The organism is Citrobacter sp. Cpo126 (assembly GCF_030332445.1).
GTDB lineage: Bacteria > Pseudomonadota > Gammaproteobacteria > Enterobacterales > Enterobacteriaceae > Citrobacter > Citrobacter portucalensis.
Genome location: NZ_JAOWHT010000024.1, coordinates 40,956 through 64,622 on the forward strand (window position 1 = coordinate 40,956; position 23,667 = coordinate 64,622).

Annotated in this window: 19 protein-coding genes; 6 read left to right on the plus strand and 13 right to left on the minus strand. The window is 53.0% G+C overall.

Annotation, left to right across the window (positions count from 1 at the left end; all coding sequences use genetic code 11):
• The first annotated feature begins 155 nt into the window (after positions 1 to 155).
• The gene (locus OGY17_RS03435; protein WP_286606397.1) at positions 156 to 6,104 is read left to right on the plus strand and encodes a pectate lyase-fold domain-containing protein; all 5,949 of its coding nucleotides are present in this window, start codon (positions 156 to 158) and stop codon (positions 6,102 to 6,104) included.
• 196 nt (positions 6,105 to 6,300) lie between these two features.
• On the plus strand, positions 6,301 to 6,471 hold the full coding sequence (locus OGY17_RS03440; RefSeq protein ID WP_008786311.1) for a YhfL family protein: 171 nt from the start codon (positions 6,301 to 6,303) through the stop codon (positions 6,469 to 6,471).
• A 66-nt stretch (positions 6,472 to 6,537) separates the two neighbouring features.
• On the opposite strand, the gene trpS is transcribed toward OGY17_RS03440, so the two are convergent.
• The 12 genes from trpS to OGY17_RS03500 form a co-directional block, all read right to left on the minus strand.
• Positions 6,538 to 7,542, minus strand: coding sequence for a tryptophan--tRNA ligase (trpS, locus tag OGY17_RS03445; protein ID WP_003827687.1), 1,005 nt, complete (start codon positions 7,540 to 7,542; stop codon positions 6,538 to 6,540).
• Positions 7,535 to 8,293: a phosphoglycolate phosphatase gene (gene gph, locus OGY17_RS03450; RefSeq protein ID WP_003837920.1), complete on the minus strand. Its 759-nt coding sequence runs from the start codon at positions 8,291 to 8,293 to the stop codon at positions 7,535 to 7,537. The genes trpS and gph overlap by 8 nt, the downstream gene beginning before the upstream one ends.
• Positions 8,286 to 8,963: a ribulose-phosphate 3-epimerase gene (gene rpe / locus OGY17_RS03455; protein WP_003023561.1), complete on the minus strand. Its 678-nt coding sequence runs from the start codon at positions 8,961 to 8,963 to the stop codon at positions 8,286 to 8,288. Before rpe ends, gph begins: the two co-directional genes overlap by 8 nt.
• 17 nt (positions 8,964 to 8,980) lie before the next feature.
• Positions 8,981 to 9,817 carry an adenine-specific DNA-methyltransferase gene (dam, locus tag OGY17_RS03460; RefSeq protein ID WP_003827684.1) on the minus strand — a complete coding sequence of 279 codons (837 nt, stop codon included), beginning with the start codon at positions 9,815 to 9,817 and terminating at the stop codon, positions 8,981 to 8,983.
• A 117-nt stretch (positions 9,818 to 9,934) separates the two neighbouring features.
• Complete coding sequence (gene damX, locus OGY17_RS03465) at positions 9,935 to 11,239, minus strand: cell division protein DamX (RefSeq protein ID WP_286606399.1); 1,305 nt, start codon at positions 11,237 to 11,239, stop codon at positions 9,935 to 9,937.
• Positions 11,240 to 11,335: 96 nt separating this feature from the next.
• Positions 11,336 to 12,424: a 3-dehydroquinate synthase gene (gene aroB / locus OGY17_RS03470; RefSeq protein ID WP_003827681.1), complete on the minus strand. Its 1,089-nt coding sequence runs from the start codon at positions 12,422 to 12,424 to the stop codon at positions 11,336 to 11,338.
• Positions 12,425 to 12,481: 57 nt separating this feature from the next.
• Positions 12,482 to 13,003: a shikimate kinase AroK gene (aroK, locus tag OGY17_RS03475; RefSeq protein WP_003023552.1), complete on the minus strand. Its 522-nt coding sequence runs from the start codon at positions 13,001 to 13,003 to the stop codon at positions 12,482 to 12,484.
• Between the two features lie 404 nt (positions 13,004 to 13,407).
• Complete coding sequence (gene hofQ / locus OGY17_RS03480) at positions 13,408 to 14,655, minus strand: DNA uptake porin HofQ (protein ID WP_149607332.1); 1,248 nt, start codon at positions 14,653 to 14,655, stop codon at positions 13,408 to 13,410.
• On the minus strand, positions 14,558 to 14,971 hold the full coding sequence (locus OGY17_RS03485; protein WP_057067153.1) for a HofP DNA utilization family protein: 414 nt from the start codon (positions 14,969 to 14,971) through the stop codon (positions 14,558 to 14,560). Before OGY17_RS03485 ends, hofQ begins: the two co-directional genes overlap by 98 nt.
• Complete coding sequence (locus tag OGY17_RS03490; RefSeq protein WP_286606401.1) at positions 14,961 to 15,416, minus strand: HofO family protein; 456 nt, start codon at positions 15,414 to 15,416, stop codon at positions 14,961 to 14,963. Before OGY17_RS03490 ends, OGY17_RS03485 begins: the two co-directional genes overlap by 11 nt.
• Positions 15,400 to 15,939, minus strand: coding sequence for a PilN domain-containing protein (locus tag OGY17_RS03495; protein ID WP_286606403.1), 540 nt, complete (start codon positions 15,937 to 15,939; stop codon positions 15,400 to 15,402). Before OGY17_RS03495 ends, OGY17_RS03490 begins: the two co-directional genes overlap by 17 nt.
• Positions 15,936 to 16,718, minus strand: a complete 783-nt coding sequence (locus OGY17_RS03500; protein WP_241176491.1) for a type IV pilus biogenesis protein PilM — start codon at positions 16,716 to 16,718, stop codon at positions 15,936 to 15,938. Before OGY17_RS03500 ends, OGY17_RS03495 begins: the two co-directional genes overlap by 4 nt.
• A 120-nt stretch (positions 16,719 to 16,838) precedes the next feature.
• On the opposite strand from OGY17_RS03500, the gene mrcA reads away from it, so the two are divergent.
• A complete protein-coding gene (gene mrcA, locus OGY17_RS03505; RefSeq protein WP_003827669.1) occupies positions 16,839 to 19,391 on the plus strand; it encodes a peptidoglycan glycosyltransferase/peptidoglycan DD-transpeptidase MrcA in 2,553 nt (850 codons plus the stop codon).
• A gap of 105 nt (positions 19,392 to 19,496) precedes the next feature.
• Here mrcA and nudE read toward each other — a convergent pair whose 3' ends face one another.
• On the minus strand, positions 19,497 to 20,057 hold the full coding sequence (nudE, locus tag OGY17_RS03510) for an ADP compounds hydrolase NudE (protein ID WP_003827667.1): 561 nt from the start codon (positions 20,055 to 20,057) through the stop codon (positions 19,497 to 19,499).
• A 322-nt stretch (positions 20,058 to 20,379) separates the two neighbouring features.
• Here nudE and igaA point away from each other — a divergent pair, with 322 nt between their 5' ends.
• The 3 genes from igaA (at position 20,380) to hslR (ending at position 23,658) form a co-directional block, all read left to right on the plus strand.
• Entirely contained in the window at positions 20,380 to 22,515 is a 2,136-nt protein-coding gene (igaA, locus tag OGY17_RS03515) for an intracellular growth attenuator protein IgaA (protein WP_032945218.1), read from the plus strand.
• Between the two features lie 62 nt (positions 22,516 to 22,577).
• Positions 22,578 to 23,246: a GMP/IMP nucleotidase gene (yrfG, locus tag OGY17_RS03520; RefSeq protein ID WP_003023533.1), complete on the plus strand. Its 669-nt coding sequence runs from the start codon at positions 22,578 to 22,580 to the stop codon at positions 23,244 to 23,246.
• A gap of 10 nt (positions 23,247 to 23,256) precedes the next feature.
• Complete coding sequence (gene hslR, locus OGY17_RS03525) at positions 23,257 to 23,658, plus strand: ribosome-associated heat shock protein Hsp15 (RefSeq protein ID WP_003837900.1); 402 nt, start codon at positions 23,257 to 23,259, stop codon at positions 23,656 to 23,658.
• Positions 23,659 to 23,667: the final 9 nt, after the last annotated feature.

Sequence of the window (23,667 nt, forward strand, 5' to 3'; positions counted from 1 at the left end):
ACAACCCATAAATCTAATTCACATCCTAAATAATACATGACCATTGAGTAATTTGACGAAGCACGGTCATTCAGTGGCAAAATAATAAATTACCTCGAAATAAATTTATGCCTTCAATGGCATATTTTGTGCGTATTTATTTAAGGATGTCGATTATGCAAAGGAAAAAACTCATTGCTGTGGGTATTGCTCTTGCGTTGCAAACTTACTATCTCCCGGCGATAGCCGCAGATAGTAGCGACGATGACAATGATTGCCCTACTGATATATCCGTATTATCAAAAGCCGAACGTAACAAACTCTCCGCACGCTGCCTGGCAGATTATACAGAACAAGACAATCACTGGGGATGGGTCGCAGGTGGTGTCGCTGCGCTAACAGCTGGTGTAGCGATAGGTATCGATAACAATGGCGGCGGCCATTCCCACCATAATGATACTCCGGCAACCCCATCAGATAATGGCGATGTAACGCCCACACCTCCTGACGACGATAGCGGCGATGTAACGCCCACGCCTCCCGATGACGATAGCGGCGATGTAACGCCCACGCCTCCCGATGACGATGGCGGCGATGTAACCCCCACGCCTCCCGACGACGATGGCGGCGATGTAACCCCCACGCCTCCCGATGACGATGGCGGCGATGTAACACCTACACCTCCTGATGATACCTCTGTTATTACCTTCAGTAACGGCGTCACCATCGATAAAGGCCTGAACACACTGACATTTGACGGTATCAAGCTGGATAGCGGCACGGACCTCGGCGGCGCCGTATGGAATTACGTCGAACAGGACGATCGGTGGCAGATCGCATTACAAGACGGTAAAACGCTGCTGGTTTCCGACTGGAAAGTGACCGATGAGAATGCCGCCGTCATTGAAGGTACGGTACAAGGAAGCGGCCTGTACTGGAAATATGACAACCAGGGATACCTGATCGTTGCCGATGACCAGACAACCGTCGTCGCTGGCGATGACGCTTCAAATACTGCCGATCGCGGGGTTGATACCCGTGGTGAAGGTAAAACTGGCGTCATCATCTCCGGCGATCGGACAAGCAACGCGTTAAGCGGTGATTCCTCCGTCAGCGATGGTGCGGTCGGCATCGTCATTACCGGTGACAACACCACCAATACGATTTCAGGACAAAGCACCGTCGACGGCGCAACCGGCGCGCTGATTTCAGGTAACGGCACCACCACCCGCATTTCCGGTGGCATTGACGTCACAGGTGGCGGCACCGGCATGGTGATCGATGGCAACGAAACCACGGTGGCGAATACCGGCACCTCTAACATCAGCGGTCAAGGTTCAACCGGCTCCATCGTCAATGGCGACAACTCGCACGTTATCAACGATGGTGAACTCTATGTGGCCGACGGCGCTACCGGGGCAAAGATTACCGGTGATGATGTCCTCATCGACAATAAAGGCGATACCACCGCCAGCGGCGCAGGTTCTACCGGGCTATTTATTGACGGCGACAACGCAACCATTAACAGCGAAGGGAAGCAGGATATTTCCGGCGGCGCAACGGGCATCCTGATTAACGGCAACAGCGCCACCTTCGATAATATCGGCACCACCGATGTCAGCGGCGCAGGCTCTATCGGTATCAGCATCACCGGCGACAAAACGCGCATTACTAACGATGGCGAACTAAACGTTACCGACGGCGCGACCGGAGCCAAAATGACCGGTGATGGTGCGGTGATTGATAACACCGGCGACTCAACGGTATCCGGCGCGGGGTCTACCGGACTGTACATTGCAGGTAATAAGGCGCTGGTTATTGGCGAAGGAGATCAAACCATTGCGCAGGGCGCAACGGGTACCGTCATTGCGGGCGATAATTCCCGAATCGCGAATACGGGTGATATCACCGTGGATGGCGCGGGCTCGATCGCTGCAGTCATTGATGGAAATAATAATAGCCTGACTCAGGCAGGTGACATACTAGTCACCAACGGCGCGACGGGTATCGTCACTGACGGGTCGGGTAACGAAATCAAAAACACCGGCAACGCGACCGTGCGCGATGCAAACTCCGTGGGTTTTGTGATCGATGGTGAAAGAAATGTCTTTAATAATAAAGGGAATATCGACGTCAGCCTGAATGGTACTGGCGCAAAAATGAGTGGCGACTCGTCACAGGCGACGCTGGATGGTGATATCAATGTGACCGCTGTCGAGGACAGCAACGGCCTATACCGTGGTGCACAGGGCCTCGATATGGCGGGTGATAACAATACGCTGAATATTACCGGCAACGTCACAATCAGCGGTGACTATGACGCAGATAGCCAGATGGCCAGCAACAGCGATACCCTCCAGGGAATCACCGTCAGCGGCACGAACAATCAGGTGGATCTAACCGGCTCGCTTAACATCAATGTTAGCGATGTGAGCACGGTAAGTGGACAGTGGCTGGATACATACGGCCTCACGGTCAAAGGTGATGGCAATACCGTCAATCTGATGGGCGGTATTGATATCAACTACGCCGAAAATGGCGATGGCGAAGTATCGTCTGTTACAGGCATAAATATAGACGGAGCTAGCAGTGTCACATTAAGCGGTGAGTCCACATTGAATATCACCACCCTCCCCGGCGGCTCAGTGACACTGGCCAATGTACAAAACGGCGGCAGCTTAACGTTAGACCAAAACTCTGTAATTAAAATCACAGAAACAGTTTTGCCCAGTGAGCATTACACCTACAACGCAATATTAACCGCAAAAGGCCAGGGTTCATCGATCGATAATCAGGGAGCCATCGTTGATGACGGCGCTGTCGCCCTATTATTCGCCCGCAGCGGCGCACAGGCAAAAAACAGTGGCGATATTAGCGCCTATGCCACAAGCGGTCATGACAACCGTAATGCAATCACTGCGGCTACCGATCAAGGATCGATAGTTAGCAACGCAGCGGGAGGATCAATCACGCTGGTATCGTCACTAACCCCTGGCAGCGATGGAGGAATAGGAACCTTCCCGCTGATTTGGTACAGCAATACGCTGTACGCCATGCTGGCGGAAAACTACGGCGAAGTGAGCAACGAGGCAGGCGCCACAATAAATCTCCAGGGGGCGGGGGTCTATGGCGTATCCGCCAGTAAAGGGACGGCCCTCAATGCCGGAGATATTTACCTGGACGGCTTCGTCCCGACGCTGAACGACGATAATACCGTCGCCAGCAAAAGCTACTGGTCACCATCACAATTCTATCTGACCAGCTCGGCAATGGTGGCAGGCACCACCGACGGTGGTTATGGCGATGCAACCGCCACCAATACAGGCACCATTACCGTCAATAATGCGGGCTTCGGTATGATGGCACTTAACGGCGGCACAGCCATTAACCAGGGCACTATTAACCTGACCGCCGATGCAGGCGTCACCAAAACCGATGATAACCAACTGGTGGGCATGGCGGCGCTGAATGGTGGCATCGTGATTAACGACACCACAGGGACCATCAATATTGATGCCAATTACGGCAAGCCTTTCCTGACTGACAGCAAAAGTACCGTGGTTAACTACGGTACGGTCTGTTATGACAGCAACTGCCAGGGCAGCGACGACTACAACCCAACCGACAGCAACGTTTCCCTTACTTTTGCTGATGGCGATGTCATTACCGCCGCAGGCGAAACGCTTACCGGCGAAACCATCATTACCAATCCGATAGCAACGGAAACCGTACACATTAGCAACGCGGGCACCGTCAGCGGCGGCAAGGTCATCGTTAAAAATTACGGCGATTTAACCAATGCCGACACCGGCAGCATCAGCAGCGTCAGTATTGCAACAGGCGGCACCTATACCAACGAAGGTACAACAGCGGCAGTCTCCGTTGACGGCGGTATCTTCAACAATACAGGCACCGTGACCGGGAAAACCGGCACCACCGTCGCAGGTTCCATTATCAACAACAGCGGGTCCATGAACACGGTTGAGCAATGGTCCAGCACCATGAACAATACCGGCATCGTGACGGACTGGACCGGCGCATCGGGTGGTGCGGTACTGAACAACAACGCTGGCGGCGAAGTCGATAAACTCAAATTTACCGCTGCCGCAACCGTCAATAACGCGGGTGTCATTAATAACGGCACCGTCGATAAAAACGGTACGCTCAATAATCTTGAAGGCGGCGTGATGACGCTGGCAGATAACGCCCTGTGGTCCGGTGCCTTCAATAACTGGGGGACAGTGAACAGCGATGCCGATATCGCCACCGGCGGGAGCGGGCACACGCTGTACAACGGCAGCACTGGCGTCATTAACGGGCAGGTCACTACCTCGAAAAATAATGGCGGCAGTAAAGCCATTAACGACGGCACCATCAACATTGATAAAACTAACAATGTGGCGATGTCCGCGCACGGCAGCGCGAAGATGGTCAATAATGGCACTATCAATGTAGGTACAGTAGGCACCACGCAAACCGGCATGGTCGGGATGCAACTGGAATCAGATGCCAAATCCGATGCGGTGATCGAAAATAACGGCACCATCAATATTTACGCCAGCAACTCCTACGCCTTCAGCCTGTTGGGCAGTAACGGCCATATCGTCAACAACGGCACGGTCTACATTGATGACAACGTGACTGGCTCCGGCTTTATCAAGCAGGATGGTAAAACCATTGAAGGCAGCGGCGAAAACGGTGATGGTACGGAAGTGCATTATGTTGACTTCACGGCCCCCACGGAACCTGCTATTACCGATGGCACGACAACCGTTACCACCAGCGACAGTGCAGATTCATCGGCCACCAACAACCTGTCGGGCTATGTGGTCGGAACCAGCGCTGATGGCAGCGCCGGTAAGTTGATGGTCAGCAATGCCAGCATGAACGGCGTGGAGATTAACACCGGTTTTACCGCAGGTACTGCCGACACCACCGTCAGCTTTGACAACGTGGTCGAGGGCAGCAACCTGTCCGACGCAGGTGCCATTCAGTCCACCTCCGTGGTGTGGAATGCACAGGGCAGCACCGATGCCAGCGGCAACGTTGACGTCACCATGACCAAAAACGCCTATGCCGATGTGGCGACCGATAGTTCCGTCAGTGACGTGGCGCAGGCGCTCGACGCCGGTTACACCAACAACGAGCTGTACACCAGCCTCAACGTTGGCTCCACCGCTGAACTGAACAACGCGCTTAAGCAGGTGAGCGGCAGTCAGGCAATCACCGCATTCCGTGAAGCCCGCGTGCTAAGCAACCGCTTTACCATGCTGGCCGATGCCGCGCCGCAAATTAAAGATGGCCTGGCGTTCAACGTCGTAGCGAAAGGCGACCCGCGCGCTGAGTTGGGCAACGATACCCAGTACGACATGCTGGCATTACGTCAGTCGTTGGATCTCACCGCCAGCCAGAATCTGACGCTGGAGTATGGTATCGCGCGCCTGGACGGTGACGGTTCGAAGACCGCGGGCGACAATGGCCTGACCGGCGGCTACAGCCAGTTCTTTGGTCTGAAGCACAGCATGGCGTTTGATGAAGGTCTGGCGTGGAAGAACAGCCTGCGTTATGACGTACACAACCTCGACAGCAGCCGTTCTGTCTCTTATGGCGACACCAACAAGGTGGCGGATTCCAACGCACGTCAGCAGTATCTTGAGTTCCGCAGCGAAGGGGCGAAAACCTTCACCATGCTCAACGATACGTTGAAAGTCACGCCGTACGCCGGGGTAAAATTCCGTCATACGCTGGAAGGCAGCTATAAAGAGCGTAGTGCGGGTGATTTCAACCTGTCGATGAACGCTGGCAGCGAAACCGCTGTGGATTCCATTGTCGGAATGAAGTTCGACTATACCGGTGAAAATGGCTGGAGCGCCAGCGCCACGCTGGAAGGCGGTCCGAACCTGAGCTACAGCAAGAGCCAGCGTACTGCGTCACTGCAAGGTGCCGCAGGCCAGTCCTTTGGCGTAGACGACGACCAAAAAGGCGGAGGCATCAACGGCCTGGCGACGGTCGGTGTGAAATACAGCGCCAAAGACGCCAGCCTGAATCTGGACGCTTACCAGTGGAAAGAGGACAACATCAGCGATAAAGGCTTTATGTTGAATTTCAGAAAAACATTTCGCTAATTAATTAAACCCGCAGCCTGGTATTATTTATTAATACCAGGCTTTTTTATTTAAATTCAATTCACTAATCGTATGTTTTATATATAAAGCGACATGTCCTTTTCTGGACTACTTAAAGTTTATGTTAGTTGATATCTTATCCGGCGAAAAATGGACTTCATCCATTTAGAAATAGATATCTAACAAGGATTTTGACATGTTTAAATTTGCAAAAATCACCTTAGTTGCTGGTGTTCTGGCTACGCTGACCGCGTGTACTGGTCATATCGAAAACACAAAAAATAACTGCAGCTACGATTATTTCCTGCATCCAGCAATTTCGATTTCAAAAATTATTGGTGGCTGTGGCCCGGCTGCGAATCAGTAATAGAAGCGATTGCGCAGATACAAAAAAACCGGGAACTTCCCGGTTTTTTTAACAACACAGAGCGCATTACGGCTTGGCGACAAAACCAATCGCTTCGTAAACGGCTTTCAGCGTAACAGATGCGCGGGCGCTGGCTTTTTCCGCACCTTCTTTCATCACTTTCTGCAGGAAAGCTTCATCGTTACGGAAACGGTGATAGCGTTCCTGAAGCTCGGTCAGCATACCGGAAACGGCCTCTGCGACTTCACCTTTCAGATGACCATACATTTTGCCTTCGAAGTGCTGTTCCAGCTCCGGAATGCTCTTACCGGTGACGGCGGAGAGAATATCCAGCAGGTTGGAAACACCCGCTTTGTTCTGCACGTCGTAGCGTACAACTGGCGGCTCTTCGGAGTCGGTCATCGCACGTTTGATTTTTTTAACCACAGATTTCGGATCTTCCAGCAGACCGATCACGTTGTTGCGGTTGTCATCCGACTTGGACATTTTCTTCGTTGGCTCCAGCAGCGACATCACGCGCGCGCCGGATTTAGGAATGAACGGCTCAGGCACTTTAAAGATGTCGCCATACAGGGCATTAAAGCGCTGGGCGATATCGCGGCTCAGTTCCAGATGCTGTTTCTGATCTTCGCCAACCGGTACCTGGTTGGTCTGATACAGCAGGATGTCTGCCGCCATCAGTACCGGATAATCAAACAGACCGGCGTTGATGTTCTCCGCATAGCGCGCGGATTTATCTTTGAACTGGGTCATACGGCTCAGCTCGCCGAAGTAGGTGTAGCAGTTCAGCGCCCAACCTAACTGTGCATGCTCCGGTACGTGAGACTGCACGAAAATGGTGCTTTTTTCAGGATCGATACCGCATGCCAGATACAGCGCCAGCGTATCGAGCGTTGCTTTACGCAGTTGCTGAGCATCCTGACGAACGGTGATGGCATGTTGGTCAACGATGCAGTAGATGCAATGGTAGTCATCCTGCATGCTCACCCACTGACGCAGCGCACCCATATAGTTGCCAATGGTCAATTCACCTGAGGGCTGTGCGCCACTAAAAACGATGGGCTTAGTCATTTTTTGATTCCTGATTTTCGCTATGCGGAAGCCCGAGAGCGGGCAGTAGTTCATTAATACGGTCGTAAATAACGTCGGGCTGGCTCAGCGCGATCGACTCGCCGTAGTTGTAGCCATAGGTCAGGCCAACGGACGGACAGCCAGCAGCTTTTGCCGCCTGAATATCATTGCGTGAATCCCCTACGAAGAGCATTTGCTCAGGCTTGATGCCAAGCTTACTTGCCACAAGCAGCAGCGGATCCGGATGCGGTTTTTTATTCTGCACGTCGTCACCACCGATGACCACGCTAAAGTACTTGGCGATATCTAATGCTTCGAGCAATGGCGCGACAAACGGGGTCGGTTTGTTGGTCACCAGACCCAGCGGCAATCCTTTCGCATGCAGCGCGCCCAGCGTGTCGGCAACATCAGGGAACAGGAATGTCCCCTCTTCTGCGACATCGCCGTAGTATCTGTCGAACAGCTTACGCAAAATGCGTACCTGCTCCTCGGCGGGAATATCATCATCAACGGGCGGTTTACCCATCGTTTTACGTAATGTTGCGCGCTCCTGACGGGACCACGCCAGCGCGCGCTCCATCAGTACATCTGCACCGTTACCAATCCAGGTGATAACGCGTTCTTCTCCGGCAACCGGCAGTTCCAGCGCATACAGCGCCATGTCCACCGCTGCGGCTAATCCCGGCGCGCTGTCGACCAGCGTGCCGTCGAGGTCAAATGCAGCGCCCCGAATATCCTGAAACTTATCCATGACTTACCTTCGCCAGTTCATTGCGCATTTCATCAATGACTTTTTTGTAGTCTGGTTGGTCGAAAATGGCGGAGCCTGCAACAAACATATCTGCGCCTGCCGCGGCAATTTCACCAATGTTATTCACTTTGACGCCACCGTCCACTTCGAGGCGGATATCGTAGCCAGATTCATCAATACGACGACGCACTTCGCGCAGCTTATCCAGCGTTTGTGGGATGAAGGACTGTCCGCCAAAGCCTGGGTTAACGGACATCAGCAGGATCACATCGAGCTTATCCATGACGTAGTCCAGATAGCTCAGCGGTGTTGCCGGGTTGAACACCAGGCCCGCTTTACAGCCATGCTCTTTGATCAGCTGTAAAGTGCGATCGACATGCTCGGAGGCTTCCGGATGAAAAGTAATGATGCTGGCGCCAGCGGCGGCGAAGTCCGGGACAATACGATCGACCGGTTTCACCATCAGGTGAACATCAATCGGGGCGGTGATGCCATATTTACGCAGCGATTTCAGTACCATCGGTCCGATGGTCAGGTTCGGTACGTAGTGATTGTCCATGACGTCGAAGTGCACGACATCGGCACCGGCAGTCAGCGCTCTCGCGGTGTCCTCACCCAGGCGGGCAAAATCAGCCGACAGAATTGAGGGGGCGATCAAATACTGTTTCATCCGCTTCTCCTTGAGATTTATTTCTTCGCAGGCGTTACGACTCCTGGTTTATACAGTGCCAGCAGTTCGTTCACCTTTTTACGCGTGCCGCCATTGCTGCTTATGCTGCGCCGCACTTTGACCTGAAAATGTTTCGCCGCTCGGTACCATTCACGGGTATCGGGCGTATCGTGGTTCGAAATTAACACCGGGATCTGCTTACTGACCAGCTTTTCTGCCATCTCGGCCAAATGCGCCTGCTCTTTCGGGCTAAAGCTGTTGGTGTGATACGCAGTGAAATTTGCCGTCGCCGAAAGCGGTGCATAAGGGGGGTCACAATAGACCACAGAGTTGCTATCCGCACGGTTCATGCACTCTTCATAGGAGAGGCAATGGAACTCCGCATTCTGCGCTTTCTCAGCAAAATGGTACAACTCGGCTTCCGGGAAGTAAGGTTTTTTATAACGCCCAAACGGGACGTTAAACTCGCCGCGCAGGTTATAACGGCACAATCCGTTGTAACCAAAGCGGTTCAGATACAAGAACAGCACTGCTCTGCGGAACGGATCCTCGCTGGCATTAAATTCTTCTCTGAACCGATAGTACACCTCAGCCTGATTGGTTTCAGGCATAAACAGCTCACGCGAAGCCTGCACATACTCATCGGTACGCGTCTTCACGATGTTATAGAGACTGATAAGGTCGCTGTTGATATCGGCAAGAATATAACGAGAAAAGTCGGTGTTGAGAAACACCGACCCGGCACCCACGAAAGGTTCAATCAGGCACTCACCCTGAGGTAAATGCCGTTTGATATCATCAAGCAGGGGGTATTTCCCCCCTGCCCATTTCAAAAAAGCGCGATTTTTTTTCATGCTGACTAACTAATTACACCTTCTCCGGCTGTGGAGAAAGCTCCGACAGCATCCTGCGCTTTAGTCTTTGTCCCGCAATTGGGCGAAACATCAAACCATTGCAGAACATATCCTATCTTACTTCAAATCGGCCTGAACCTGATGCAGCGGTTTTGCCCACGGGTTTTTCGCCTGAATATCAGCGGGTAACGTAGACACTGCACGTTTCGCGTCTTCTTTAGACGCATACACGCCTGTCACCAGAACATACCACGGTTGACCGTTACGCGTCGTCTGGTACACCACGTAGTTCTTCAGGTTTTCTTTCTTCGCCCAACCGTTCAAGTTGTCGTAGTTAGAAGAACTGCTGAGCTGCAGCGTGTAATGGCTGGACGGCGCAGATTTTAACGCTCCAACATTACCTGCACTTTTCGCTCCGCCAGCAACAGGCGTTGTCGTTGTTGCTGTCGCCGTTGACGCAGGCGTTGCGGTCTGCGTTGGCGTCGCAGTTGCTTTCGGCTCAGCGGTCGCTTTCGGCGTAGCGGTTACCACAGGTGCTTTAGTTGTGGTGGTCGGCGCGGTAGCAGTTACGGTTGGTTTTGCCTGAGCAACAGGTTTCGGCTCTGTCGGCGTCGCTTTCACCGTAGTTTGCGGTTTACTCTTCGGCTCAATAACGGCCTGTTTACGTTCCTGGCGCGTAGCAGCAGGACGCTCAGTCGTTTCCGTTTTCGCCGTCTGGCGCGCAGCATTACCATTACGCATCGGCGCAACGGTCGCAGGTTCGGTCGGCAGCGTAGAGTTAACCACTGCGTTGTTAACCTGCTCCTGACCCTGCGGTTGTGTCAGAGCATTGTTCAAATCGCCCTGCACTTCAACACGCTGCTGGCCTTCGGTTGCCGCAGGTGCCTGACCTTGAGTCGGGGTAGAGGAAATCGGTGGCAGGGAAACATCCTGCTGGGTATTGCCAGCGGTCTGCTCAGTGCCCGTTGCAGGAGCCGTTGCGCTCGCCTGATCCGTTGCATTGCTGCCAGAAAGATCGATGCTCTTCTCACCAGATGCTGCCTGCTCATTGGAAGAAGATGAGGGGGCTTTCAGCGCAGAACCAATGCCGATAATCAGCAGCAGCAGTACCAGAACACCCACACCCATCATCATATATTGGCGGGAGGCAGGTTTGCTGGCGGCTTTCTTACGCTTGCGCGGACGACGTTCTACACGCTCTTCATCCACGGCATCGTCATCAGATTCATACTCTTCTTCAATGTCCTGCTCTTCTTCACGCTCTTTGCGTGCTCGTGCAGGACGGCGATCGTCAGCATCCAGATCAACATCATCAAAATTGATTTGCGGCTCATTATCGCGTTCAGACGATTGACGAGAACGACCAGTACGACGATCGCTGGGATCGGGTTTCAGCTCGTCTTCTGGTTTGAATTCATCCATTTAACACCCCACTCAAAGGTTAATGCTTACGACTTTGCACATAACCTGAAGCTAAAAGACCTACGTTTCGCAACGTAAGCCTGACCTTTCTTGTTGTTACGCCTGCTGGCAATCAGCAATAGCGTTAAGAACCACCTCGTGCGACACTCCGCCGCGCACTTCACTCTTCCCTATCGCTCGCGGAAGCACCAAACGAATCTCTCCCGCTAACACTTTTTTATCTCGCAGCATGTGCGGCAGATAAGCCTCGGTGGACATTTCACGCGGCCCATTCACCGGTAAGCCAGCTCGCTGTAACAGCGTAATGATGCGCTGCGTATCAGCGGAGGTGAACTGACCCAAACGTTCTGACGTACGGGCAGCCATTACCATACCTGCTGCGACTGCTTCACCATGTAACCAATTGCCATAACCCATTTCAGCTTCGATCGCATGGCCAAACGTGTGTCCCAGATTCAGTAAAGCACGTAAGCCCATTTCACGCTCGTCTGCTGCGACAACTTCTGCTTTCAGCTCACAACAACGACGGATACAGTACGCCATTGCCGGACCATCCAGACGCAGTAACGCATCCAGATTGTCTTCCAGCCAGCTGAAAAATTCACCGTCAAGAATGATGCCGTATTTGATCACTTCCGCCAGCCCCGATGCCAGCTCACGCGCAGGAAGCGTTTTCAGACAATCGAGATCCACCACCACGGATGCCGGTTGGTAAAACGCGCCAATCATGTTTTTACCGAGGGGATGGTTTACGGCGGTTTTGCCGCCAACGGAGGAGTCGACCTGCGACAACAGAGTTGTCGGGACTTGAATAAAACGAACACCACGTTGATAGCTGGCTGCCGCAAAACCGGTCAGATCGCCAATCACGCCGCCGCCAAGGGCAACTAACGTGGTATCACGACCGTGCGGTTTTTGCAGTAACGCGGTGAAAACCGTATCCAGAACCGTCAGGCTTTTATACTGCTCGCCATCGGGAAGGATAACGCTATCAACGTTAACACCCGCCTGTTCAAGTACGCCGCGAACCTTATCGAGATAAAGGGGAGCCAGGGTTTCGTTGGTCACCAACATAACCTGATCGCCCGATTTCAGCGGTAAGAATGAAGCTGGCTCATTGAACAAACCAGCCGCGATGGTGATAGGGTAACTACGTTCCCCGAGAGTGACTGTGATCCTCTCCATTACGCGACATCCACCTTAGTTACTTGTACCCGCAGACGAGTGTGTATTCAGCCAGAATTAGTTGCTTTCCAACATATGAATAATCTGGTTTGCTACGACTTTTGCGCTCTGATCGTCGGTGCGAATGGTCACGTCAGCAATCTCTTCGTACAGAGGATTGCGTTCGTCAGCCAACGCTTCCAGAACTTCACGAGGCGGTGATTCTACCTGCAGCAGCGGGCGTTTCTTATCACGTTGAGTACGTGCAAGTTGTTTTTCAATTGTCGTTTCAAGATAGACCACGACGCCACGCGCGGAAAGACGGTTACGTGTTTCACGTGATTTTACAGAGCCACCGCCAGTTGCCAGCACAATACCCTGTTTTTCCGTCAACTCGTTGATGACTTTTTCTTCGCGATCACGGAAGCCGTCTTCACCTTCTACATCGAAGACCCAGCCCACATCAGCTCCGGTTCGTTTCTCAATCTCTTGATCAGAATCGTAAAATTCCATATTGAGTTGTTGAGCTAACTGGCGCCCAATAGTGCTTTTTCCGGCACCCATAGGCCCAACCAGAAAGATATTGCGTTTCTCTGCCATTTTTTCGGTACTACTAAGACTATTCGTTAATGGTAAACCCGCTTCGCAGACACCCAGCGCAGCAGGACATGAACTGAAACCTCATAAGATATTGCGAGAGTCAGACTGAAAATTATCTCAATACTCAAGCGGGTTTGGCAACTGAATAAATCACCAAACCTAACGCATTTCTGGTCGTGGCAGGCATGCTACCCTGCAAACATCAGACCTGGCGACGTATCGCGCAGTCAAATGACACCCAATAAGCCTATGGCACACCACCGGAAAGGCAAAGCGTATTCACTGCCGCATAAGTAAAGAAAAGTACCGACGCTCAAATCGGTACTCCTTGTATGCTAAATACACCCTCACGTCAAATCCCTGAAACGTGTTCAGTGCAAAAACAACGGCTTTTCATGCATAAGTTATTCCGTTGAAACCAGTCTGGGCGTAATAAAGACCACTAATTCGCGCCGTTCGTCTTCTTTACCATCATGGCGAAAAAGAGAGCCAAGCCAGGGAATGTCGCCTAATAGCGGCACGCTGTCGGCTGCGGATTTATTCTTATGTGAAAAAATCCCGCCAAGCGCAATCGTCTCGCCGCTTTTTACCTCGACCTGCGTTTCAATCTCCTGCTTGTCGATAGCCAGCACTTCGCCATCTGCCTGCTGTAGAACCTGTCCGGGAACATTCTGGCTGATATGCAGTTTCAGCCTGATTCTCCCTTTCTGCAACACCGTTGGTGTTACCTCCATCCCCAGTACCGCTTCCTTGAACTCGACGGATGTCGCACCGCTTTCACCGCTGGAGACCTGATAAGGGATCTCACTGCCCTGCTTAATACTGGCAGGTTGCAGGTGAGATGCCAGTAATCGTGGACTGGCGATGATATCCAACTGCTGTTTTTGCTCCAGCGCAGACAACTCCAGTTCCAGTAAACGACCGTTAATACGGCCAATGTTAAATCCCACACGGGATGTGGCGGTGGCTACAGAAAGGTCGCTGGCGAGCGTCGTGACATTCCCAACCGCCCCCGAGTGTTGTGCGTCAGCCAGCGACCACTTCACTCCCAGCTCGCGCAAACTTTTTTCATTAATAGTCACGATATGCGCCGCCAGTTCGACCTGGGCAACCGGCAAATCCATTTCCGATACCCACTTTTCCAGGGTGTTAAGCGCAACGCTATTATCACGCAGCAGTAAGCGGTTGGTCCGTTTATCCACCGTCATGCTTCCCTTGGCACTGAGCAGCTTTTCTCCTGCTTTTGCCAGCTCGGCAGCATCGGCATAGTGCAAAATAATGCTGCGCTGCTCCAGCGGCATACTGGCCTGAATCCGCGCCTGTTCATTGTCCTGGCGGGCCGCATTTTCACTCTGCCATTGAACAGAATGTACATGCAGGATGTTTCCCTCCTGGCGTAATACCAGTCCGGCACTTTTTACCACCGTCTGCAATGCCTGCTTCCAGGGGACATCCGTCAAATGCAGCGACAGCACACCGCTGACATCTGGCGAAACCACCAGGTTTTTCTGTTCCTGTTCAGCCAGCGCCTGCAATACTTGCGTAACCGGCACATCATCGACCACCAGCGTCACGTTTTGCGGTTTCGTCGCCAGTGCGCTCGTTATCCCGACCGCCAGCGCTATTACTATCCACGCTATCCATCGCTTCATTTACCGCTCCTTGTCGTTGCCACTGCCACCGCGGCGGTTCGCAGTTTTTTTCTGTGCCGAGGGTTATGTTCTGGGCCGTTATCTGCGTAATCGTCCAACCGTTTTTCAGGACGTCATTTGGCTTAACCCGCCGCCATTTTTTCTGGCTATCCTGAACGATGCCAATGGGTCGCGTGCCCTGGCTCACCATGCCCTGAAAACGCCATGTCGACAGCTCAGCAATTTGGCAACGGTCCTCCGGCGGCAGGAAGGGATTACGCATACCGGTGAGCATCAGTACGCTTACGCATATCAACAGCCAGCGTTCAACCGTCATTCAGACGCTCCAGCTGTAGCGTTAGCAGCAGCTCCGTGTCTTCTGCGCTAAGCGAAAATCGGCTGACGTTCATCCCCTGATCCGCCAACTGGACAAACGTCTGCGGGATAGCATCCCAGGCCGATATCAGCGCCATCTCTCCGCCTTGCGCGGAGGGTTGCCAGTGGATAAGACGAGTAAGTGAAGTCTGAAACAGTAGCGGAGAGAACAGGGTCAGTTTCTCTTCCGGCTCTGCTGGTGATGCCGCTAACAGATAGACATCTCGCCATTGCATCTGAATAGCTGCCCGTTGCTGGACCAGCGTCTCGCGTCGCATCGTCCGCTCCCGCACTACGGGATAAAGACATAACGTCACCAGTATGAGTAGCCCCAACATCCAGCCGCACCAACAGATGAGTCGAAAGCGCGGCGACTGCGCTAACCAGACATCACAGAGCGTTATCATGCGCACCGCTCCGTGTCAGTCGATAGTGGAATTGCCAGCGTCCCTGCACATCCTGCTGCGTTTCACCGGGGCTGCTCAACTGAAATAATGGCTGCTGGCGTAATTGCGCTTCCAGAGTCTTCAGCGCGGCAAAGTTCAGCGTGTTTCCCGTCAGTTCCAGCGAGCCCTGCTGCCAGGTCATTTTTGTTAACCACGCCTGCTCAGGCAGTAATTCCGCCAGCTCTTGCAAAACCGACTGCCAGCTTCGGGTCTGCTCACGCTGTTTGCTCCGTGCCTGCACCTGTTGCCATCGTTGCTGGCGCTGCTGCATACGCGGCTTTAGCGCCATTAAGGCCTCGACACGCGTCTTTTCGGCATCTGCCAGCAACAATTCAGCCCGATTTTCTACACTCAACACGCTGTAGTAGCGCAACAACACGCCAATACTAAGCAGTAGCGAAGCGCTAAATAAGATGCCCCAGAAGCGCAGGCAAGCGTAACGCCGAGTCTGACGCCAGGGCAGAAGATTAATGGTCGCTATCATCGGTACGCGCCTCCCATAGCGAGTCCCAGCGCAATGGCGAAGTGATGACTTTGCGTTGGAATGGGCGGCTGGCGTACAGACACGGCGCTCAAAGGATCGAAGCCGCCAGGGGAGCATTGCGCAATGGCTGTCGGGGGAAGAGACAATGTCGCGGCAAGCTCATCAATACTGCCAATATCGCCCGTTGATTTACGTCCCCATGCCGAACGGGTCGCCCATAACCACTGGGCGTCATCACGCCATACCAGACACTGCTGATGCTCTGGCAAGAAGGGAATAAATCGCTGTAACGCGCTGGCATCCGGTGTAATCGCCGTAACCTGCACCTTCAGGGTTTGGATAAGCGTCAGAAGCGCTGAAATCTCTTTGCTTTGCGCAGCAGTGACGTTAAACGCCGGGCTCAACGTGTCTTCGCTATAATCAAAATGCAGCGCATCCGGCGCCATATCCAGTTCACGCGCCATCGAACCAGACAACCATGCGGTTTGCTCTGGCTCGCGTAACGTCATTGTCGGACGAGGAAACTTTTTTTGTAACGTCCTGTTGGCGGGAAAAGAGAGATGAATATGGTGTCGGCGAGGAAGCTCCCGGCTCCACGGCAGCAGCGCGGCGACCAGCTGTTCAGGCTCGCGAATGTGGCCATCGACGATAGCCTGAGGCGTCAGCGGTATACGCCACCAGCGTTGCAGATACCAACCTGATGCTTCGCGAACGATAGCGACAGCCAGCGCTTCATGTTGCTGAATATGCAGACCAATTTTCCAGATATTGAAAGCCATTGCTGATGATCTCCTTATCACCCGTCGCTTTAACGGGTATATCAATGCGTCTGGCTTGCCTTTATACTACCGCGCGTTTGTTTATAAACTGCCCAAATGCCACTAAATGGGAAATCTCCAGTGAAGTTCGTAAAGTATTTATTAATCCTTGCAGTATGTTGCATCCTGCTGGGAGCAGGCTCGATTTATGGCCTCTATCGCTATATTGAGCCGCAATTACCTGACGTCGCGACGCTCAAAGATGTGCGTTTACAGATCCCGATGCAGGTTTACAGCGCTGACGGCGAGCTAATCGCGCAATATGGCGAGAAACGTCGAATCCCGGTCACGCTGGATCAGATGCCGCCGGTAATGGTTAAAGCCTTTATCGCCACAGAAGACAGCCGCTTTTATGAGCACCATGGGGTAGACCCGGTGGGGATCTTCCGTGCGGCCAGCGTCGCATTGTTCTCTGGTCACGCGTCGCAAGGGGCGAGTACCATTACCCAACAGTTGGCGAGAAACTTCTTCCTGAGCCCGGAACGTACGCTGATGCGTAAGATCAAAGAAGTGTTCCTGGCGATCCGCATTGAACAACTGCTGAGTAAAGATGAGATCCTCGAACTGTATCTAAACAAGATCTATCTGGGGTATCGCGCCTATGGCGTGGGTGCTGCCGCGCAGGTCTATTTCGGTAAGACGGTGGATCAACTCAGCTTAAGTGAAATTGCGGTGATTGCCGGTCTGCCAAAAGCGCCGTCAACCTTCAACCCGCTCTATTCGATGGACCGTGCAACCGCGCGACGTAACGTTGTACTGTCGCGTATGTTGAGTGAAAACTACATCACGCAGGCCCAGTACGATCAGGCGCGCGGCGAGGCCATTGACGCTAACTACCACGCGCCGGAAATCGCTTTCTCTGCACCGTATCTGTCTGAAATGGTGCGCCAGGAGATGTATAACCGTTATGGCGAGAAAGCCTATGAAGACGGGTATCGCATCACCACCACCATTACGCGCAAAGTACAGCAGGCAGCTCAGCAGGCAGTACGTAACAACGTGATGGATTACGACATGCGCCACGGCTACCGCGGCCCGTCGAACGTGCTGTGGAAAGTGGGCGAAAGCAGTTGGGACAGCAAGAAAATTACCGATACGCTGAAAGCGCTGCCGACTTATGGCCCCCTGCTGCCGGCGGTTGTTACCAGCGCCAATCCACAGGAAGCCATTGCCGCGCTGGCGGATGGTACATCAGTGTCATTACGGATGGATGGTATGCGCTGGGCGCGTCCTTACCGTTCGGATACTCAACAAGGCCCGACGCCGCGTAAAGTGACCGACGTAGTACAGACTGGCCAGCAAATCTGGGTACGCCAGGTGGGAGATGCCTGGTGGCTGGCGCAAGTGCCGGACGTCAACTCCGCCCTGGTCTCCATCAATCCGCAAAACGGCGCGGTGCTGGCGCTGGTTGGTGGTTTTGACTTCAACCAGAGCAAGTTTAACCGTGCAACCCAGGCGTTACGCCAGGTTGGCTCCAACATCAAGCCATTCCTGTATACCGCCGCAATGGATAAAGGTCTGACGCTGGCGAGCATGCTCAACGACGTGCCAATCTCCCGCTGGGATGCCGGTGCTGGTTCCGACTGGCAGCCGAAGAACTCCCCGCCGCAGTACGCCGGTCCTATCCGCTTACGTCAGGGGCTGGGTCAGTCGAAAAACGTAGTGATGGTACGCGCCATGCGCGCTATGGGCGTGGATTACGCGGCAGAGTATTTGCAACGTTTCGGGTTCCCGGCACAGAACATTGTGCATACCGAGTCACTGGCGCTGGGTTCGGCTTCGTTCACGCCGTTGCAGGTGGCGCGCGGTTACGCGGTGATGTCTAATGGCGGCTTCCTGGTCGATCCGTATTTCATCAGTAAGATTGAAAGCGATATGGGCGGCGTTATCTTCGAAGCGAAGCCGAAAATTGCCTGCCCGGAATGCGATATTCCGGTGATATATGGCGATACCCAGAAATCTAATGTGCTGGAAAACAGTAACGTAGAAGATGTCGCCGTCTCGCAAGAACAGCAGAATGCCGCCGTGCCTATGCCGCAACTTGAGCAGGCAAACCAGGCTCTGGTCGCGCAAAGCGGCACACAGGAGTACGCTCCGCACGTGATCAACACGCCGCTGGCCTTCCTGATTAAAAGCGCGCTGAACACCAATATCTTTGGTGAACCAGGCTGGATGGGAACCGGTTGGCGCGCAGGTCGCGATTTACAGCGTCATGATATCGGTGGGAAAACCGGGACCACCAACAGCTCTAAAGATGCGTGGTTCTCCGGTTACGGACCAGGGGTAGTAACGTCGGTATGGATCGGCTTTGATGACCATCGCCGCAACCTTGGTCATACAACGGCTTCCGGCGCGATCAAAGACCAAATCTCCGGCTACGAAGGCGGTGCGAAGAGTGCGCAGCCTGCATGGGATGCTTACATGAAATCCGTGCTGGAAGGTGTGCCTGAACAGCCGCTGACGCCACCACCGGGTATCGTGACGGTCAATATCGATCGCAGTACCGGTCAACTGGCGAGCGGTGGTAACAGCCGTGCAGAGTATTTCATTGAAGGTACTCAGCCAACGCAGCAGGCGGTACACGAGGTAGGGACAACCATTATCGATAATGGTGAGACACACGAACTGTTCTGATCGATTGCCGGATGGCGCTTCGCTTATCCGGCCTACAATTTCGGTACAATTATTTGATCTTCCGGAATTTTGTAGGCTGGATAAGGTATCAGTTGGCAATCGTAATTAAAGCCGTCCCTGCCCTTTCAGCCATTCACGGACGAGGAACAGCGCACTGACATTACGTGCTTCATGAAAATCAGGATCTTCCAGCAGGTCCATCAAATGCGCCAGCGGCCAGCGCACCTGCGGTAATGGCTCGGGTTCATCACCCTCCAACGATTCAGGATATAAGTCCTCTGCCACCACGATGTTCATCTTGCTGGAGAAATAAGATGGCGCCATGCTGAGTTTCTTTAAAAACGTCAGATCTTTTGCGCCAAACCCCACCTCTTCTTTCAGCTCCCGATTCGCCGCCTCAAACACGCTTTCGCCAGGATCGATTAATCCCTTGGAAAAACCCAGTTCGTAGGACTCCGTCCCGACCGCGTACTCGCGAATAAGGATCAGATGGTCGTCAACAATCGGCACAATCATTACCGCTTCACGCGTGGATGGACGCATACGTTCATAAACGCGGCGTACACCATTGCTGAACTCAAGGTCCACGCTTTCGACCTTAAACAGCCGGGATTGGGCGACGGTTTCCACTTTCAAAATCGTGGGTTTCTGTAATGATTTGCTCATTGTGAGGATCTTTGCTGTGAAATCTGGGGTTATTGTGCGATATACCGCACGGTTTCGGCAATGTGAATTGCCGTTTATTTACATTTATGTAACGTACTAAAAGTTAATCCCTATTTCAAATTAAAAGTCAATAGGTTGAAATAACTCCAGGAATTTGCTGATATTCCATTTTTGGTGATTTTGCTATGATTCGCATTTACTGGGCTGTACTTAAAGATGCTCAAGTTCGACTCCACACTTGCCGATAGCCAACCACAGAATCACGAATATTGAACAGGGTGCGACTGACCACGCCTGACAGACTAAGTAAGATGGGGAAAGCATGAGCACCATTCTGATTTTTTTAGCTGCTTTGCTGGCCTGCTCATTGCTTGCAGGATGGCTACTCAAATCAAAATCCAGGCAGAAAAATTTACCCTTGAGCAGCGTCTTCTCAGACGCCTCGAAACGTAAACTCACACCTGAAGAACGCAGCGCAGTCGAAAACTATCTCGAAAGCCTTAGTCAAATTCAGCAAGTACCCGGTCCCACGGGAGCCAGTGCTGCACCGGTCTCATTAACGTTGAATGCCCAAAGTAATAGCGTCATCGTGCTTACTCGTTCGATTACACGTTACGGCATTACCACCGACGATCCTAACAAATGGCGCTACTATCTTGATTCCGTTGAGGTACATCTTCCCCCTTTCTGGGAACAATACATCAACGACGAAAACAGCGTTGAGATAATCCACACCAATACGATACCGCTGGTTATCTCGTTGAACGGCCATACGCTGCAGGAATATATGCAGGAAGCGCGAGGTTATGCGTTACAGCACACCGCTTCTACCCAGGCTTCCATTCGTGGTGAAGAAAGTGAGCAGATTGAACTGCTGAATATTCGCCAGGAAACCCATGAAGAATATGCGCTCAGCCGCCCTTCGGGATTGCGCGAGGCGTTACTGATAACCGCATCATTCCTGCTGTTCTTTTTCTGTTTGGTTATCCCGAATACGTTTGTTCCGTGGGCAGTTGGTGGCGCGGTGTTGCTGTTAGCTGCGGGTCTGTGGGGATTGTTCGCCCCGCCGTCCAAAAGCGCCCTGCGGGAAATTCATTGTCTGCGCGGTACGCCACGTCGCTGGGGGTTATTTGGCGAAAACGACCAGGAACAAATTAATAATATCTCGCTGGGTATTATTGATCTGATCTACCCACCTCACTGGCAACCTTACATCGCCCAAGACCTTGGCCAGCAAACGGATATCGATATTTATCTCGATCGCCACGTTGCCCGCCAGGGGCGTTTTTTATCTCTGCACGATGAAGTGAAAAACTTCCCGTTACAGCACTGGCTGCGCAACGCCGTCATCGCAGGCGGCTCGTTACTGGTACTGCTGATGCTGCTGTTTTGGATCCCGCTGGATATGCCGATAAAGGTCACGCTCTCCTGGATGAAGGGCGCGCAAACTATCGAAGCCACCAGCGTTAAACAGCTCGAAAACGCGGGCGTTCGCGTGGGTGACACGCTGCACCTGAGTGGTACGGGTATGTGTAACATTCATACCCAAGGAAGCTGGAATGCGCAGCCTGCCACGCCGTTTATGCCTTTCGATTGCTCGCAAATTATCTGGAATGACGCGCGCGCATTGCCGCTGCCTGAGTCTGACCTGGTGAATAAGGCTACCGCGCTCACGCAGGCCGTGAGCCGTCAGCTGCATCCCAAACCTGACGATGACTCTCGCGTCAGCGCATCGCTACGCTCAGCAATCCAAAAGTCCGGCATGGTATTACTGGACGATTTTGGTGAGATTGTCCTGAAAACGGCCGATCTGTGTGCAGCCAAAGATGAATGTGTGCGCTTAAAAAATGCGCTGGTTAACCTCGGTAACAGTAAAGACTGGGCCGCGCTGGTGAAACGGGCAAACGCAGGCAAACTGGATGGCGTGAACGTGCTGCTGCGTCCGGTAAGCGCAGAGTCACTGGATAATCTGGTAAATACCTCTACGGCACCGTTTATTTCACGCGAGACTGCGCGAGCAGCCCAGGCGCTGAATAGCCCTGCCCCTGGCGGTTTCCTGATTATCAGTGATGAAGGCAGCGATCTGGTCGATCAGCCGTGGCCGACGACCTCGCTATATGACTATCCTCCCCAGGAACAGTGGAACGCCTTCCAGCGCCTGGCGCAGATGCTGATGCAGACGCCGTTTCGCGCGGAGGGGATCGTCACCAATATTTCGACTGACGCCAATGGCACCCAGCACATTGGACTGCACCGTATTCCGGACCGCTCAGGTTTATGGCGCTACCTTGGCACGACGCTGCTGATGTTCTCCATGCTCGGATGCGCTATCTACAACAGCATACAGGCATTCAGACGCTACCAGCGTCACCGCACCCGCATCGCGGAAATTCAGAGCTACTACGAAAGTTGCCTCAATCCAACGCTGATTGACAACCCGGAAAGCCTGATTCGATAACACGCTCGCGCGACAGGATATGCTACCCTGTCGCGCATCATGTTTTCTTCTGGGGAGTTTCCATGCATATCAATATTGCCTGGCAGGATGTCGACACCGTGTTGTTAGATATGGACGGCACGCTGCTCGACCTGGCATTCGATAACTATTTCTGGCAAAAACTGGTGCCGGAAACCTATGGCGCGAAGCAGGGTATCTCTCCTCAGGAAGCTCAGGACTATATTCGTCAGCAGTATCATGCCGTGCAGCATACGCTAAACTGGTATTGCCTGGATTACTGGAGCGAGTGCCTGGATCTGGATATTTGCGCCATGACCACGGAACAGGGACCGCGCGCCGTTTTGCGCGAAGATACCGTACCGTTTCTTGATGCCTTAAAAGCCAGCGGCAAGCGCCGCATTTTGCTCACCAACGCGCATCCGCATAATCTGGCGGTGAAGCTTGAGCATACCGGTCTGGCCTCACACCTTGATTTATTACTTTCCACCCACACATTTGGTTATCCCAAAGAGGATCAGCGGTTATGGCACGCTGTGGCTGAAGAAACGGGAATGAGTGCAGAGAAGACGCTGTTTATTGACGACAGCGAACCCATTCTCGACGCCGCTGCTCTGTACGGTATTCGTTACTGCCTCGGCGTGACCAATCCCGACTCCGGCATCGCCGAAAAACAGTACGCACGCCATCCGTCACTGAATGACTACCGCCGACTGATCCCCTCACTGATGTGAAGGAGACGCCATGAAAGAAAAGCCCTCTGCTGAAGTCAGGCTGGATAAATGGCTGTGGGCTGCACGCTTTTACAAAACGCGTGCGCTAGCCCGCGAAATGGTTGAAGGCGGTAAGGTGCACTACAACGGCCAGCGCAGTAAGCCAAGCAAGATTGTCGAGCTGAACGCCACCCTCACCCTTCGCCAGGGAAATGACGAACGAACAGTCATTATCAAGGCCATCACCGAGCAGCGTCGCCCGGCAACGGAAGCCGTTACGCTGTATGAAGAAACCGCGGAAAGCGTGGAAAAACGCGAAAAAATGGCGCTGGCGCGTAAACTTAACGCGTTAACCATGCCGCACCCGGACAGACGACCGGACAAGAAAGAGCGCCGCGACCTGTTACGATTTAAACACGGCGACAGCGAGTGACTGTCACCT